The 14,561-nt window shown below is 70.9% G+C and carries 10 protein-coding genes; all 10 read left to right on the top strand.

What is annotated here, in order from left to right; genetic code table 11:
- Positions 1-4 precede the first annotated feature (4 nt).
- Positions 5-1,519 (top strand): acetyl-CoA acetyltransferase, encoded by a 1,515-nt coding sequence (locus tag AC3WQM_RS15690; protein ID WP_492679958.1) that lies wholly within the window; start codon positions 5-7, stop codon positions 1,517-1,519.
- Positions 1,516-2,295 carry an enoyl-CoA hydratase-related protein gene (locus tag AC3WQM_RS15695; protein ID WP_095947971.1) on the top strand — a complete coding sequence of 260 codons (780 nt, stop codon included), beginning with the start codon at positions 1,516-1,518 and terminating at the stop codon, positions 2,293-2,295. Before AC3WQM_RS15690 ends, AC3WQM_RS15695 begins: the two co-directional genes overlap by 4 nt.
- Positions 2,296-2,312: 17 nt before the next feature.
- Positions 2,313-3,143, top strand: a complete 831-nt coding sequence (locus AC3WQM_RS15700; RefSeq protein WP_492679960.1) for an enoyl-CoA hydratase/isomerase family protein — start codon at positions 2,313-2,315, stop codon at positions 3,141-3,143.
- Positions 3,144-3,249: 106 nt separating this feature from the next.
- The gene (locus AC3WQM_RS15705) at positions 3,250-4,353 is read left to right on the top strand and encodes a CaiB/BaiF CoA transferase family protein (protein WP_492679962.1); all 1,104 of its coding nucleotides are present in this window, start codon (positions 3,250-3,252) and stop codon (positions 4,351-4,353) included.
- Between the two features lie 73 nt (positions 4,354-4,426).
- Positions 4,427-6,004, top strand: coding sequence for an acyl-CoA synthetase (locus AC3WQM_RS15710; protein ID WP_492679964.1), 1,578 nt, complete (start codon positions 4,427-4,429; stop codon positions 6,002-6,004).
- Between the two features lie 28 nt (positions 6,005-6,032).
- On the top strand, positions 6,033-7,592 hold the full coding sequence (locus AC3WQM_RS15715; RefSeq protein WP_492679966.1) for a long-chain-fatty-acid--CoA ligase: 1,560 nt from the start codon (positions 6,033-6,035) through the stop codon (positions 7,590-7,592).
- Between the two features lie 40 nt (positions 7,593-7,632).
- Positions 7,633-8,784: an acyl-CoA dehydrogenase family protein gene (locus AC3WQM_RS15720; RefSeq protein ID WP_492679968.1), complete on the top strand. Its 1,152-nt coding sequence runs from the start codon at positions 7,633-7,635 to the stop codon at positions 8,782-8,784.
- A gap of 5 nt (positions 8,785-8,789) precedes the next feature.
- Complete coding sequence (locus tag AC3WQM_RS15725) at positions 8,790-9,581, top strand: enoyl-CoA hydratase/isomerase family protein (RefSeq protein ID WP_492680378.1); 792 nt, start codon at positions 8,790-8,792, stop codon at positions 9,579-9,581.
- 41 nt (positions 9,582-9,622) lie between these two features.
- Positions 9,623-10,516: an SDR family oxidoreductase gene (locus AC3WQM_RS15730; protein ID WP_159272831.1), complete on the top strand. Its 894-nt coding sequence runs from the start codon at positions 9,623-9,625 to the stop codon at positions 10,514-10,516.
- 202 nt (positions 10,517-10,718) lie between these two features.
- Complete coding sequence (locus tag AC3WQM_RS15735; RefSeq protein WP_492679970.1) at positions 10,719-14,555, top strand: autotransporter domain-containing protein; 3,837 nt, start codon at positions 10,719-10,721, stop codon at positions 14,553-14,555.
- Positions 14,556-14,561 lie beyond the last annotated feature (6 nt).

Consider the following 14,561-nt stretch of genomic DNA (forward strand, 5'->3'; position numbering starts at 1 on the left):
CCCCATGACAGCACTGGACGACCGCACGCCGGTCATCGTCGGCGTCGGCGAGATCACGCACCGCACCAAGGAGGCCGCCGAAGGCCTCGAACCCATCGAGCTGATGGCACGCGCCATGCGCGCCGCCGCACAGGACAGCGGCGCCGCCGCGCTGCTGGCCGGCCTCGACTCGCTCGACGTCGTCTGCGAGTACTCGTGGCCCTACACCGACGCGCCCGCGCTGCTCAACGCGCGGCTGGGCTGCAACCCGGCGCGCAGCGTCTACGGCGTTACCGGGGGCGAAGCGCCGGTGCGCTACATCCACGAAGCCGCGCTGCGCATCGCGCGCGGCGAGAGCAAAGTGGCCGCCATCACCGGCGCCGAGGCGCGCTACACGGTGGACGCCGCCGCCAAGCTCGGCATCCCGCTCGACTGGACCCCGCGCGACGACAGCGTGAAGCTGGTGCGCGGCACCGACATCTGCCACCCCGTGGCGATCAAGCTCGGCGCAGCCATGCCGACCACCATCTACCCGTTCTACGAGAACGCCGCGCTCGCCCACTGGGGCCAGACGCCGCGCCAGGCGCAGGACGAGTCGTCGCGCCTGTGGGCGCGCTACTCCGAGGTGGCCGCCGCCAACCCCTACGCCTGGCTGCGCAAGCCCTTCACGCCCGAGGACATCGCCCGCGTCGACGCGGCCAACCGCCTCATCGCCTGGCCCTACACCAAGCACATGGTGGCCAACCCGCTGGTCAACATGGGCGCGGCCGTGCTGCTCACCAGCGTGGGCCATGCGCGGGAACTCGGCATTCCCGAAGACCGCTGGGTCTACGTGTGGGATGGCGCTGCCGCGCGCGAGCCGCGCGACTACCTGCAGCGCGACCAGTACCACCGCTCGCACGCACAAGACCTGGTGATGGAAACCGTGCTTGCGCAGGTCGGCGGCGACGCCTCGGCCTTCGAGATGCTGGAGCTGTACAGCTGCTTCCCCATCGTGCCCAAGATGGCGCGCCGCACGCTGGGCCTGGCGCCCGAGGCGCGCATGACCTCCACCGGCGGCCTGAGCTTCTTCGGCGCGCCGCTCAACGACTACATGACGCACGCCGCCGCCGGCCTGGTGCGCGCGCTGCGCGCCGCGCCGAAGGGCAAGGCGGCGCTGCTCTACGGGCAGGGCGAGTACGTCACCAAGCACCACGCGCTGGTGCTGGGCTCCAGCCCGCCGCCGCAGGGGCTTCCGAAGCCCGACTACGACGTGCAGGCCGCCGCCGATGCACGGCGCGGCCCGGTGCCGCCGCTGGTGCTGCAGTACGCGGGCGCCGCCACGCTGGAGACCTTCACCGTGGTCTACGGCCGCGACGGCCAGCCCTCGCAGGGCATCGTGATCGCGCGCACGCCGGCCGGCGAACGGCTCATGGCGCGCGTCGAGGCCACGGATGCGGCCTCGCTGAAGGTGCTGACCGACCTGGACCGCAGCCCCGTCGGTTGCGGCGGCATGGTGACAGCGGGTACCGATGAACTCTTGAACTGGAGCGTGTCATGAGCGCAGTGACTGTCGAACGCCTGCCGGGCCACGTCGCCCTCGTCACCATCGACCGCCCCGAGGCGCGCAACGCCGTCAACGGCGACGTGGCCTCGGGGCTCGAAGCCGCCGTCGATGCCACCGAGGCCGACGACGACATCCGCGCCGTGGTGCTCACCGGCGCCGGCCGCGAGGCCTTCTGCGCGGGCGCCGACCTGAAGGAAGTGTCGGCCGGGCGCGGCAGCGCGCTGCGCACCGAGCGCGGCGGCTTCGCGGGCTTCGTGTACCGCGAGCGCAGCAAGCCGTGGATCGCCGCCGTCAACGGCAAGGCGCTGGCCGGCGGCACCGAGCTCGTGCTGGCCTGCGACCTCGTCGTGGCCGTGCGGCAGGCCGCCTTCGGTCTGCCCGAGGTGCTGCGCGGGCTGATCGCCGCCGCGGGCGGGCTGTACCGGCTGCCGCGCGCCATTCCGCCGAACATCGCGCTCGAGCTGATCCTCACGGCGGGCCAGCTCGATGCCGAGCGCGCCCACGGCTTCGGCCTGGTCAACCGCCTCGTGGCCGATGTGGACGCGCTGCGCGAAGCCGCGCTGGCGCTGGCCGCCGAGATCGCGCGCAACGGCCCCGTGGCGGTGCGCCAGAGCCTGCGCGTGGCGCGCGAGGCGAACAGCGGGCTCGACGAGGCCGCGCTGCGCGCCCTCACGCGCGATGCCTTCGAGCGCGTGGCCGCGAGCGAAGACTTCAAGGAAGGCCCGCGCGCCTTCATCGAGAAACGCGCGCCGCGCTGGACGGGGCGCTGAACAAGAAAGAGACAGCCATGTCCGACAGCGAAGCAGACGACATCCTCATCGACCGCAGCCGTGCAGGCATCGCGCTGCTCACGCTGAACCGCCCCGCGCGCCTCAACGCGCTGAGCCAGCCCACCGTGCGGCGCCTGTGCGCCGCGCTCGATGCATTGGCGCGGGACGACAGCGTGCGCGTGCTGGTGCTCACCGGCGCCGGGCGCGGCTTCTGCGCCGGCTGGGACCTCACGACGCCGCTCACGCGCCGCGACGACCAGCCGCTCGACGGCGAGCCCTCGGTGGCCGACCTGATGGCGGGGCAGGAGCTGTTCGCCGGCATGGTGCGGCGGTTGCGCGCGCTCGACAAGGTGGTGATCGCCGCCGTCAACGGCGTGGCCGTGGGCGCGGGCTTTGCGCTCACGCTGGGCGCCGACATCCGCGTGGCCGCGCGCTCGGCGTCGTTCCATGTGGGCGCGGTGCGCATCGGCCTCACGGCCGGCGAGTGCGGCATCAGCTACCACCTGCCGCGGCTGGTGGGTGCCTCGCGCGCCTTCGAGCTCATGCTCACGGGCCGACCCGTGCCGGCCGACGAGGCCGAGCGCATCGGCCTGGTCGCCGCGCTGGTCGACGACGAAGCGTTGTTGCTGCCGCGCGCGCTCGCCCTGGCCGCCGACGTGCTGCGCAACAGCCCCTACGCCACGCGCCACACCAAGCAGCTCATGTGGGCCAACCTCGAGGCGCCGAGCCTCGACGCCGCACTCGAGGTGGAAAACCGCGCCCAGGTGCTGGCGCTGAAAACCGAGGATTTCCGCGAGGCCGCCGCCGCCTTCGCGGCCAAGCGCGCGCCCGTCTTCACGGGGCGCTGAAACGTCTTTCCGCGCTTTCGTCGCTTCCGACGATGCGACGCCGGCGCCCGCGCGCCAAGATGCCTTCACACAACAGGCCGCCGGGTGCGCGCCAGAGGAGACACACATGGCAGGACCCCTGAAAGGACTTCGGGTCGTCGAGATGGCCGGCATCGGCCCCGGCCCTTTTTGCGCGATGCTGTTCGCCGACATGGGCGCGGAGGTGCTGCGCATCGCGCGCCCCGGCACGCGGCGCGACCCCCACGACATCCTGGCGCGCGGGCGCAGCACCTGGGAGGTCGACCTGCGCGCCCCCGACGCCGCCGCGCCGGTGCTCGACGCCATCGCGCACGCCGACATCCTCATCGAGGGCTTCCGCCCCGGCGTGATGGAACGCTTGGGCCTGGGCCCGGCCGAATGCCTCGCGCGCAACCCGCGCCTGGTCTACGGCCGCATGACCGGCTGGGGCCAGCACGGCCCGCTGGCGCACGCGGCCGGCCACGATATCAACTACATCGCCATCAGCGGCGCGCTGCACGCCATCGGCCGTTCGGGCGAGGCGCCCGTGCCGCCGCTGAACTACGTGGGCGACTTCGGCGGCGGCGCCATGCTGCTGGCCTTCGGCCTCTTGGCCGCACTGCACGAGGTCAAGGCCTCGGGCCAGGGCCAGGTGGTCGACGCCGCCATGACCGACGGCGCCGCCCTGCTGTCGGCCATGATGTACGGCTTCAAGTCGGCCGGCCAGTGGAGCAACCAGCGCGGCGAGAACCTGCTCGACGGCGGCGCCCACTTCTACGACACCTACGCCTGCGCCGACGGCAAGTACGTGGCCATCGGTTCCATCGAGCCGCAGTTCTACGCGCTGCTGCGCGAGCGCTGCGGCCTGGTCGACGACCCCGCCTTCGACGCCCAGATGGACGCCGACCGCTGGCCGCTGCTCAAGCTGCGCCTGGCCGACGTGTTCCGCACCCGCACGCGCGACGAGTGGTGCGTGCTGCTCGAAGGCAGCGACGCCTGCTTCGCGCCCGTGCTCGACTGGGACGAGGCCCCGCAGCACCCGCACAACGTGGCGCGCGGCACCTTCGCCACCGTGGGCGGCGTGGTGCAGCCCGCGCCCGCGCCGCGCTTCAGCCGCACCGCGCCGGTCGTGCCGCCGGCCGTGTCGCCCGACGACGGGCCCGCGCTGCTCAAGCGCTGGGGCGCGGCAGCGCCCGTGGCCGAAGCACGCTGACGTCCTCGTTTTCCGGGCATGCGCGTTCGCGCATGCATGGCATTTCCGCGCCGCACCGACAGGAGCCTTGTCCATGCCCACCACGCCACCGCCGCTGTACCTCACGCAGGCCCTGCACCGCGCCATGCAGTGCAGCCCGCGCGCCGTCGCCACCGTGTTCCAGGGCCGCACGCGCACGTACGGCGAACTCGGCGAGCGCGTCGCGCGCCTGGCGGGCGGGCTGCGCCGCCTGGGCGTGCAGCCCGGCGACCGCGTGGGCGTGCTCGCGCTCAACGCCGACCGCACGCTGGAGTACTACCTGGCCGTGTGGTGGGCCGGCGGCGTGGTCAACCCGGTCAACACGCGCTGGAGCGTGGCCGAGATGGCGCACTCCCTCGACGACTGCGCGACGCACATCCTGTTCGTGGACGACCAGTTCCTGGCGACGGCGGACGCGCTGCGCGCCGCCGCGCGCGCCGTCACCACCTGGGTCTACATGGGCGAGCGCCAGGCGCCCACGGGCATGACCGACTGCGAAGCGCTGGTCCGCGAGAGCGAGCCCGTGCCCGACGCGCTGCGCGGCGGCGACGACCTGGCCGGCGTGTTCTACACCGGCGGCACCACCGGCCGACCCAAGGGCGTGATGCTCAGCCACGCGGCGCTGGTGATCAACGCGCAGGTGTCGATGCTCGGCGCTTTCTTCGACGACAGCGCGCGGCTGTTGCAGGTGGCGCCGCTCTTTCACCTGGCGGGGCTGTCGTTCCTGCTGCGCGGCGTGCTCATGGGCTGCGCGCAGATCATCCTGCCGGGCTTCTCTGTGGACGGCATGCTCGCGGCCATCGAGCGCGACCGCGCCACCAACCTCATGGCCGTGCCCGCCATGCTGCAGATGCTGGTGGACGACCCGCGCACCGCGCAGGCCGACCTGTCGAGCGTGCGCTTCGTCGGCTACGGCGCCTCGCCCATCACCGAGGCGCTGCTGGAGCGCGCCTTCGCCACCTTCCCGCAGGCCGAGTTCGCGCAGGGCTACGGCATGACCGAGCTGTCGGCCGGCGTGAGCTACCTCACGCGCCACTACCACTCGCCCGAAGGCCGCAAGCTCGGCAAGCTGGCCTCGGCCGGGCAGGCGCTCTCGGGCATCGACCTGCGCGTGTGCGACGGCGACGGCCGCGAGGTGCCGCGCGGCACCGTGGGCGAACTCACGGTGCGCAGCCCGTGCGTGATGCAGGGCTACTGGAACCTGCCCGAACAAACCGCCGCCGCATTGCGCGATGGCTGGATGCACACCGGCGATGCCGCCCGCATGGACGACGACGGCTTCGTCTTCATCGTCGACCGCTACAAGGACATGATCGTGAGCGGCGGCGAGAACATCTACTGCGCCGAGGTCGAGGGCGCGCTCGCGCGCCACCCCGCCGTGGCCGCCGCCGCCGTCATCGGCGTGCCCGACGAGCGCTGGGGCGAGGCCGTGCATGCGGTGGTGGTGCGCAAGCCGGGCACCGAGGCCGATGCCGAGGCGCTCATCGCCCATTGCCGTGAATTGATCGCCGGCTACAAGTGCCCGCGCAGCGTCGCGTTCGTCGACGCGCTGCCGATCTCGGGCGCCGGCAAGGTCATGAAGTACCGCCTGCGCGAGCCGCACTGGGCCGGCCACGCACGCCGGGTTGCCTGACGAAAAAAACCACCAAGGAGACGACACCATGTTCCTCACCCAGCCCCTGCACAAGGGCCGCCGCGAGAAGGCCCGCGAGACCGCCGTGGTCTGCGGCGGCCAGCGCCTGGACTTCGCGACCCTCACCGACCGCGTGGCGCGCCTGGGCGCCGTGCTGCAGCAGCTCGGCATGGCGCGCGGCGACCGCGTCGGCATGATGAGCCTCAACTCGCACCGCTTCGTCGAGTTCTTCTTCGGCACCTGGTGGGGCGGCGGCGTCATCAACCCGGTGAACATCCGCTGGAACCCGAAGGAGGTCGCCTACTCGCTGGACGACTGCGACACGCGCATCCTGCTGGTGGACGACCTGTTCGCGCCCATGGCCGGCGAGCTGCGCAAGCTTTCGACGTCGCTGCGCACCGTGGTGTACTGCGGCGACGGCCCCGTGCCCGAGGGCATGGTCGGCTACGAGGCGCTGCTGCCCGACGCGCAGCCCATCGACGATGCGCCGCACAGCGCCGACGAGCTGGCCGCCATCATGTACACCGGCGGCACCACCGGCCGGCCCAAGGGCGTGATGCTCACGCACGGCAGCCTCTACATCAACGCGCTGAGCTCGGTGGCCGCGGTGCCGCGCGAGACGCGCAATGCCGCCGTGGTCATCGCCGTGCCCATGTTCCACGTGGCCGGCTGCGGGCTGTCGCTGCAGAGCATCCTGCGGCTGGTGCCGCAGCACGTGGTGCCGATGTTCGACGAGGTGGCGATCCTGCAGGCCATCCAGGCCGCGCGCGCCACCGAGATGTTCCTGGTGCCCACCATGATCAAGCGCGTGATCGAGCACCCGCGCTTTGCCGAGTTCGACCTGTCGAGCCTGCAGATGCTGCTGTACGGCGCCGCGCCCATCGACGTCGCGCTGCTCGAGCAGGCCATGGCGGCGCTGCCCGCCACGAGTTTTTCGCAGGCCTACGGCATGACCGAGCTGTCGCCCACCGTGGCCGTGCTGATGCCGCACTTCCACCTGCCCGGGCCCGACCGCAACCGCCTGCTGCGCGCGGCCGGCACGCCGGTGCCTGTGGCCGAGATCCGCATCGTCGACGGCGAAGACAACGAGCTGCCGCCCGGCCAGGTCGGCGAGATCGTCGCGCGCGGCCCCATGGTCATGAAGGGCTACTGGAACAAGCCCGCCGAGACCGAGGCCGCGCTGCGCGGCGGCTGGATGCACACCGGCGACGGCGGCTACATGGACGAGCACGGCCTGCTGTTCGTGGTCGATCGCATGAAGGACATGATCGTGAGCGGCGGCGAGAACGTGTACTCGGCCGAGGTCGAGAACGCCATCGCCCAGATGCCGCAGGTGCTCATGTCGGCCGTCATCGGCGTGCCCGACGACAAGTGGGGCGAGCGCGTGCACGCGGTGATCGTTCTGCGCGAGGGCATGCCGCTCACGGCCGACGACGTCATCGCGCATTGCCGCGACCAGATCGCCAACTACAAGTGCCCGCGCAGCGTGGAGTTCCGCGATGCGCTGCCGCTGTCGGCTGCCGGCAAGCTGCAGAAGTTCCAGCTGCGAGAGCCTTTCTGGGCGGGTAAAGAACGCCGCGTGGGTTGAACCCCATTCCCCTTATTTCAAGACACTGAAGGACAACCCCATGCCCATCGATTTCCGCCGCTCGTGGAGCGACGAAGAACTGGAGCTGTACCGCGACAACGTCGTGCGTTTCGTCGAGACCGAAGTCGTTCCCCACGACGAAGAAGCGCGCAAGCGCGGCCACGTGGGCCACGAGGTGTGGCGCAAGGCCGGTGCGCTCGGCCTGCTGTGCTCCGACATTCCCGAGGCCTACGGCGGCGCCGGCGGCGACTTCCGCCACGAGGCCGTGTTCTACGAAGAGAAGGCGCGCCGCGCGCTGACCGGCATGGCGAGCTCGGTGCACACCATCGTGGCGCACTACTTTTTGAACCACGGCACCGAGGAACAGAAGCAACGCTATCTGCCGCGCATGGCGCGCGGCGAGCTGGTCGGTGCCATCGCCATGACCGAGCCCGGCGCCGGCTCCGACCTGCAGGGCGTGCGCACGCGCGCCGAGAAGCAGCCCGACGGCAGCTACCGCATCCGCGGCTCCAAGACCTTCATCACCAACGGCTTTCTCGCGGGCGTGGTGCTGGTCGTGGCCAAGACCGACCCGACGCAGGGCGCCAAGGGCACCTCGATCCTCATCGTCGAGACCGAGGGCTGCGAGGGCTACCGCGTGGGCCGCGTGCTCGACAAGATCGGCATGAAGGCGCAGGACACCTCCGAGCTGTTCTTCGACGACGTGCACGTGCCGGCCGACGCGCTGCTCGGCGGCCAGGAAGGGCAGGGCTTCTTCCAGCTCATGAGCGACCTGCCGTACGAGCGCACCATCATCGGCGTGAACGCGCTCGCCACCATGGAAGGCGCCTACCAGGCCACGCTCGACTACGTGCGTGACCGCAAGGCCTTCGGCAAGCCGATCGCCGAGTTCCAGAACACCAAGTTCAAGCTGGCCGAGATCGCCACGCAGATCAAGGTGGGCCGCGCCTTCATCGACCGCTGCGTGGAAGACCTCGTGGCCGGCAGGCTCGACACCGCCACCGCCTCCATGGCCAAGCTCTGGGGTTCCGAGACGCAGGGCCGCGTGGTCGACGAATGCCTGCAGCTCTTCGGCGGCTACGGCTTCATGACCGAGTACATGGTCGCGCGCATGTACGCCGACGGGCGCGTGCAGCGCATCTATGGCGGCACCAACGAGATCATGAAAGAAGTGATCTCGCGCGCGCTGTGACGGCGATGAACGAGGTGCTGCAGATCGAGCGGCGCGGCGAGGTCGCCTGGCTCACGCTGAACCGCCCCGAGCGCCTGAACGCGCTCGACCCGGTGCTGGTGCGCGCGCTGCGCGACTACTTCGAAGGGCTCAATGCACGCAGCCCCGAGCGCGTGGTCGTGCTGCAGGGCGCGGGCCGCGCCTTCTGCGCCGGGCTCGACCTGAAGGAACAGGTGGGCGGCGAAGACCTCGGCGTGGCCGACATGCTCGAACAGCAGAAGGGCATCCGCGACATCATGCTGGCCATGCGGCGCTGCCCGCAGCCCATCGTCAGCGTGGTGCAGGGCGCGGCCAGCGGCGGCGGCTTTGCGCTCGCGCTGGCGTCGGACGTGCGCCTGGCCACGCCCGACGCGCGCATGAACGCCGCCTTCATCCGCATCGGCCTGTCGGCCTGCGACGTGGGCGTGAGCTACTTTTTGCCGCGCATGGTCGGCAGCTCGGTCGCGGCCGAGTACATGCTCACCGGCCGCTTCATGGGCGCGCAACGCGCCTATGCACTGGGCCTCGTGAGCCGCGTCGACGCGCTGCCCGCGCTGCAGGCCGAGGCGCAGGCGCTCGCCGACGACATGCTCAACGCGACGCCCGTGGCGCTGCGCCTGACCAAGGAGGCGCTCGGCATCGCCGTGGACGCCGGCAGCATGGAAGCGGTGATTGCCATGGAAGACCGCAACCAGGTGCTGTGCACCCAGACCCGCGATTTCCGCGAAGGCATGAGCGCCTTCCTCGAGAAGCGAGCGCCCGTCTACACGGGGCGCTGAGCTTCAGCCCGAATTCCAACGGACCGCACACAAGGATTCCCATGACCCTCGACGACCTGATGTTCAAGCCCGGCCTGCTGGCCGGCCGCCGTTACCTCGTGACCGGCGGCGGCAGCGGCCTGGGCCGCGTGATGAGCGAGGCGCTGCTGCTGCTCGGCGCCCACGTGTACATCTGCGGGCGCCGCGCCCCCGTGCTCGAAGAAACGGCGGCCGAGCTGATGCACCTGCACGGCGGGCGCGTGACGCCCAAGACCTGCGACATCCGCCACGACACGCAGATCACCGAGATGCTCGATGAAATCTGGGCCGACGGCGGCGCGCTCGACGGCCTGGTCAACAACGCCGCGGGCAACTTCGTGAGCCGCACCGAAGACCTGTCGCCGCGCGCCTTCGATGCCATCTCGAGCATCGTTTTTCGCGGCAGCTTCTGCATGACGCTCGAATGCGGCAAACGCTGGCTCGCAGAGGGCAAGGCCGCGTCGGTGCTGTCGATCCTCACCACCTGGGTGTGGAACGGCTCGCCCTTCACCGTGCCCTCGGCCATGTCGAAGGCCGGGCTGCATGCCATGACGCAATCGCTCGCGGTCGAGTGGGCCGGGCGCGGCATCCGCTTCAACGCCATCGCGCCGGGCCTGTTCCCCACCGAGGGCATGAGCGCGCGGCTGAACCCCGGCGGCGGCGAGCACAAGGCCGAACGCAACCCGATGGAGCGCAACGGCCGCATGCCCGAGCTGGCCAACCTCGCGGCCTACCTGCTCGGCCCGGGCTCGGAGTACGTCAACGGCCAGACCATCGCCATCGACGGCGCGCAGTTCCAGGCCACGGGCGGGAATTTCTCGCGCATGTCGCAGTGGCAGGACGACGACTGGAAGCGCGCGCGCGAGCACATCGCGGGGCGCGACGCGCAGGACAAGCGGCAGCGGCTCGCAGCCTGAAGCGCCGCAACCTAGGGAAAAACTCCAGCGACCGGATTTCAAAGTATCGGAGCCAGCCCCGACGAGATCACAAAGAACGACCCCTCTTTCCAGAATTTAACGACCGTTAACCGGCCCGTGCGCGATGTCTTCCTGACATGGCTTCACCGGCAGGGCAACGGTCTTTTCATTCCATTCCAAAACAGAGAGGGTTCGTTCCGTCATGACGAGATCACCGAAGTTCAAGCGCAAGGCCGTGGCCCGCGCCGCTGCTTGCGTGCTGGGTTCGATGCTGGCCACCGCGGCCGGCGCGCAGGCCTATCCGGGCGACCCCGGCATGATCGGCGACCCCGCCAGCTGGCGCACGAAGGAGTTCCTGGCCGACTGGGGGCTCGGGGCGATGAAGACCGAGTACGCCTACGCGGCGGGGTTCACCGGCAAGGGCGTGAAGCTGGGCGTCATCGATTCGGGGTTCGACGTGCGCCATACGCGCGAGCTGCCGCTGGACCGCTTCACGGCGCTGGTGACGGCGACGTCCAACGGGGCGTACAGCGAGTTCGCGCCGGATGGTTCCGTGCTGAACAGCAAGGACGCGGGTTACGGTTTCCACGGCACCCACGTGTCCGGCACCGTGGGCGCGAGCCGGGACGGGCAGGACATCAAGAACAACATGCACGGCGTGGCATTCAATGCCAACGTGTTCGTGGGCAACACCAATGCGCCCGACGCGCTGAAGTCGAGTGCCGGGCTGAGCCCGGACAGCTACCGCTACGCCACCACCGAGAACTTCCGCAACCTCTACCAGGGCATGCGCGACGCCGGCGTGCGGGTCATCAACAACAGCTGGGGCAACCCCGACCGTTCGGATTTCAGTACCGCTGAAAGGGTCACCGTCGACTACCTGCAGTACCTGCGCGGGCCGTCCTGGGTCGATGCCGCGATCGACGCGACGAAGTCCCAGGCCGATGGCAAGGAGGGGGTCATCCAGGTGTTCGCCGCCGACAACCAGGGCCAGGCCAACCCGGCGGCGCGCGGGGCGCTGCCGTATTTCAGGCCCGACGTGGAGGGGCACTGGTTGACGGTGACGGGCGTCGCGCAAACATGGGACAAGAAGGGCTACCAGCATTCCGACAACCTCAACCGATGCGGCATCGCCAAGTACTGGTGCGTGGCCACCCCGGGCGCCAACATCACGAGCACGGTGTTCGATGGGGCCTACGGGACCTACACCGGCACCTCGATGGCGGCGCCGCATGCCACGGGGGCCCTGGGCCTCATCATGGAGCGCTTTCCCTACATGAACAACGAGCAGGCCCTGCAGGTACTGCTCACCACGGCCACCAAGCTCGACGGCACGCGCCAGGCGGCGCCCGACGAGGTGATCGGCTGGGGCCTCGTCAACCTCGAGAACGCCATGAAGGGGCCCGGCCAGCTGCTCAAGCGCACGGTCATCGACATGCCCGGCGGCACGTCCGACACGTGGCGCAACGACATCTCGGAAACGGGGCTGGTGCAGCGCAAGAAGGAAGAAGCCGCCGAGATCGTGCGCCTGGGTGCGCTTGTCACCGGGCCGATTGCCTTGGACACCTTCAAACCCCTCGGCGAGGAGGCCGTCGTGCTCCTCAAGGCATTGCGCGAGGCCATGTTGTCGGGCGGCGACTATGCCGGCGCTCTGGCCGCCGCGAAAGCCAATCCGCTCGCACAGCGCGACGCCGAGTGGTTCGAAAGCGTTCGAAAATCCATTGGGCCAGGCACTCCCTATTGGGCCTTCCTTGGATCGGTCCTGACGGTCTCCGAGGCCGACATCATGGCCGCCGTCGATGCCAAGGCCATGGTGATCAACGTCGACTGGGACCGCCTGACCCACCTGCGCAGCAAGACCGACGAAGACTACCGCGGCAGCCTCGTGAAGGCCGGCGCCGGGCGGCTGGTGCTCACGGGCACCAACACCTACTCGGGTGACACGCGCATCCAGGCCGGCGAGCTCGCGCTGGGCGACGGCGGCACCAGCGGTTCCATCACCAGCCACGTGGCCATCGACGCAGGCGCCGTGCTGGCCATCGACCGCGCCGACGCCTACGACTTCGCCTACAACATTACCGGCGCAGGCCACCTGCGCACCACCGGCGGCGCCAGCGGCGAGGGCACCACCACCCTGAGCGGCGCCAACAGCTACAGCGGCGCGACCTGGGTGCAGGGCGGCACGCTGCGCGCGGGCTCGGCCACGGGGCTGTCGCGCGCCAGCGCGTTCACGGTGGCCGGCAAGGCCCGGCTCGACCTCAACGGCTTCGACGCCACCATCGGCTCGCTGTCGGGCGCGGGCGACGTCGCCGTGGGCACCGGCACGCTGACCACCGGCGGCGACGACCGTTCGACGCTGTTCACGGGCCGCTTCAGCGGCAGCGGCGGCCTCGTCAAGGCGGGCGCGGGCGGCTTCTACCTCACGGGCGACTCCGCCGTGTTCACCGGCAAGACCTCGGTGGCGCAGGGCATGCTGTCGGTCAACGGCACGCTGGGGGGCCAGATGCAGGTGCTGTCGGGCGGACGGCTGCAAGGCGTGGGCACGGTCGGCCCCCTGCACGTGGCGGCGGGCGGCACGGTCGCACCGGGCAACTCGGTCGGCACGCTGCACGTGGCCGGCGACGCGCGCTTCGCGCCGGGCTCGGCCTACGAGGCGGAACTGGGCGGCGGCGCACAGGCCGACCGGCTCGACGTGAGCGGCAAAGCCACGCTCGATGGCGGCACGGTGCGCGTGCTCGGCGACTACGCGCCCGGCACCCGCTACACGCTGCTCGATGCGCAAGGCGGCGTGAGCGGCACCTTCACCGCGCTCGACGCCGCGAGCAGGTACCTCTTCGTCTCGCCGTCCCTGGGCTACACGCCGAACCAGGTCTACACCGAGCTGGCACGCAACAGCCTGCGTTTCGCCTCGGTGGCGCGGTCGGCCAACCAGCGCGCGATGGGCGACCACCTCGAGGGCGCGGCGGCCTGGAGCCCGGCGCTGGCGGCTGCACTGCAGCTGGAGAGCGCACCGGCCGCGCGCGCGGCCTTCGACAGCCTCTCGGGCGAAGTGCATGCCTCCGCGAAGACCGCGCTCATCGAAGACAGCCGCTTCGTGCGCGAGGCCGCGCTGGAGCGTCTGCGCGCATCGGCCGGCACGGCCGGCGCATCGACCGCGCCGGTGCAGGTGAGCGACGGCGGCGGCCGTTCGCGCGCCGCCGACCCCACCACGCGCGACACCGTCTTCTGGAGCCAGGCCCTGCATTCCACCGGCCACACGCGCGGCGACGGCAACGCCGCGCGGCTCGGCCGCTCGGTCGACGGCCTGCTGATGGGCGGCGACGCACGCGTGGGCGACGATTGGCGCCTGGGCGTCGCCGGCGGCTACAGCCGCAGCAAGATCGACGTGGACGCGCGTTCGTCCTCGGGCGATGCCACCAGCTACCACCTGGGACTGTACGGCGGCACCACGCTCGGTGCGTGGGCCCTGCGCGCCGGCGCGGCCTACGCGCGGCACGACGTGGACACCACGCGGCAGGCGCGCATGGCGGGCCTGTCGAATTCGCTCAAGAGCAACCACGACGCATCGACCACGCAGGTCTTCGGCGAAGTGGGCTACAGCCTGGCCGCCGGCGACGTGGCGCTGGAGCCCTTCGCCAACCTCGCGCACGTCACGCTGCACACCGACGCGTTCTCGGAGCGCGGCACGTGGGCGGCGCTGCAGGTGCGCAGCGGCAGCGCGAACGTCGGGCTGTCGACGTTGGGCCTGCGCGCATCGACCGCGGTGCGCCTGGGCAACGTCGACGCCACGCTCAAGGGCATGGTCGGCTGGCGCCGCGCCTACGGCGACCTGACGCCGTTCACGAGCGTCGCGCTGCCGGGCGCCACCGGCTTCTCGGACATCGCGGGTGTCGCGGTCGCGAAGAACGCGGCGGTGCTGCAACTGGGCCTGGACTTCGCGTTCTCGCCGCGTGCGACCTTCGGCGTGGCTTACGGCGGCCAGTTCGGCGGCAAGGCGCACGACCAGTCGGTGAAGGCGAATCTGAACGTGTCGTTCTGACGAGAG

It is taken from the genome of Variovorax sp. FW301-JW7 (assembly GCF_058788795.1).

Coding starts and splice junctions, on each gene's coding strand:
- AC3WQM_RS15690 (WP_492679958.1), top strand. CDS start 5: ATGACAGCACTGGACGACCGCACGCCGGTCATCGTCGGCGTCGGCGAG.
- AC3WQM_RS15695 (WP_095947971.1), top strand. CDS start 1,516: ATGAGCGCAGTGACTGTCGAACGCCTGCCGGGCCACGTCGCCCTCGTC.
- AC3WQM_RS15700 (WP_492679960.1), top strand. CDS start 2,313: ATGTCCGACAGCGAAGCAGACGACATCCTCATCGACCGCAGCCGTGCA.
- AC3WQM_RS15705 (WP_492679962.1), top strand. CDS start 3,250: ATGGCAGGACCCCTGAAAGGACTTCGGGTCGTCGAGATGGCCGGCATC.
- AC3WQM_RS15710 (WP_492679964.1), top strand. CDS start 4,427: ATGCCCACCACGCCACCGCCGCTGTACCTCACGCAGGCCCTGCACCGC.
- AC3WQM_RS15715 (WP_492679966.1), top strand. CDS start 6,033: ATGTTCCTCACCCAGCCCCTGCACAAGGGCCGCCGCGAGAAGGCCCGC.
- AC3WQM_RS15720 (WP_492679968.1), top strand. CDS start 7,633: ATGCCCATCGATTTCCGCCGCTCGTGGAGCGACGAAGAACTGGAGCTG.
- AC3WQM_RS15725 (WP_492680378.1), top strand. CDS start 8,790: ATGAACGAGGTGCTGCAGATCGAGCGGCGCGGCGAGGTCGCCTGGCTC.
- AC3WQM_RS15730 (WP_159272831.1), top strand. CDS start 9,623: ATGACCCTCGACGACCTGATGTTCAAGCCCGGCCTGCTGGCCGGCCGC.
- AC3WQM_RS15735 (WP_492679970.1), top strand. CDS start 10,719: ATGACGAGATCACCGAAGTTCAAGCGCAAGGCCGTGGCCCGCGCCGCT.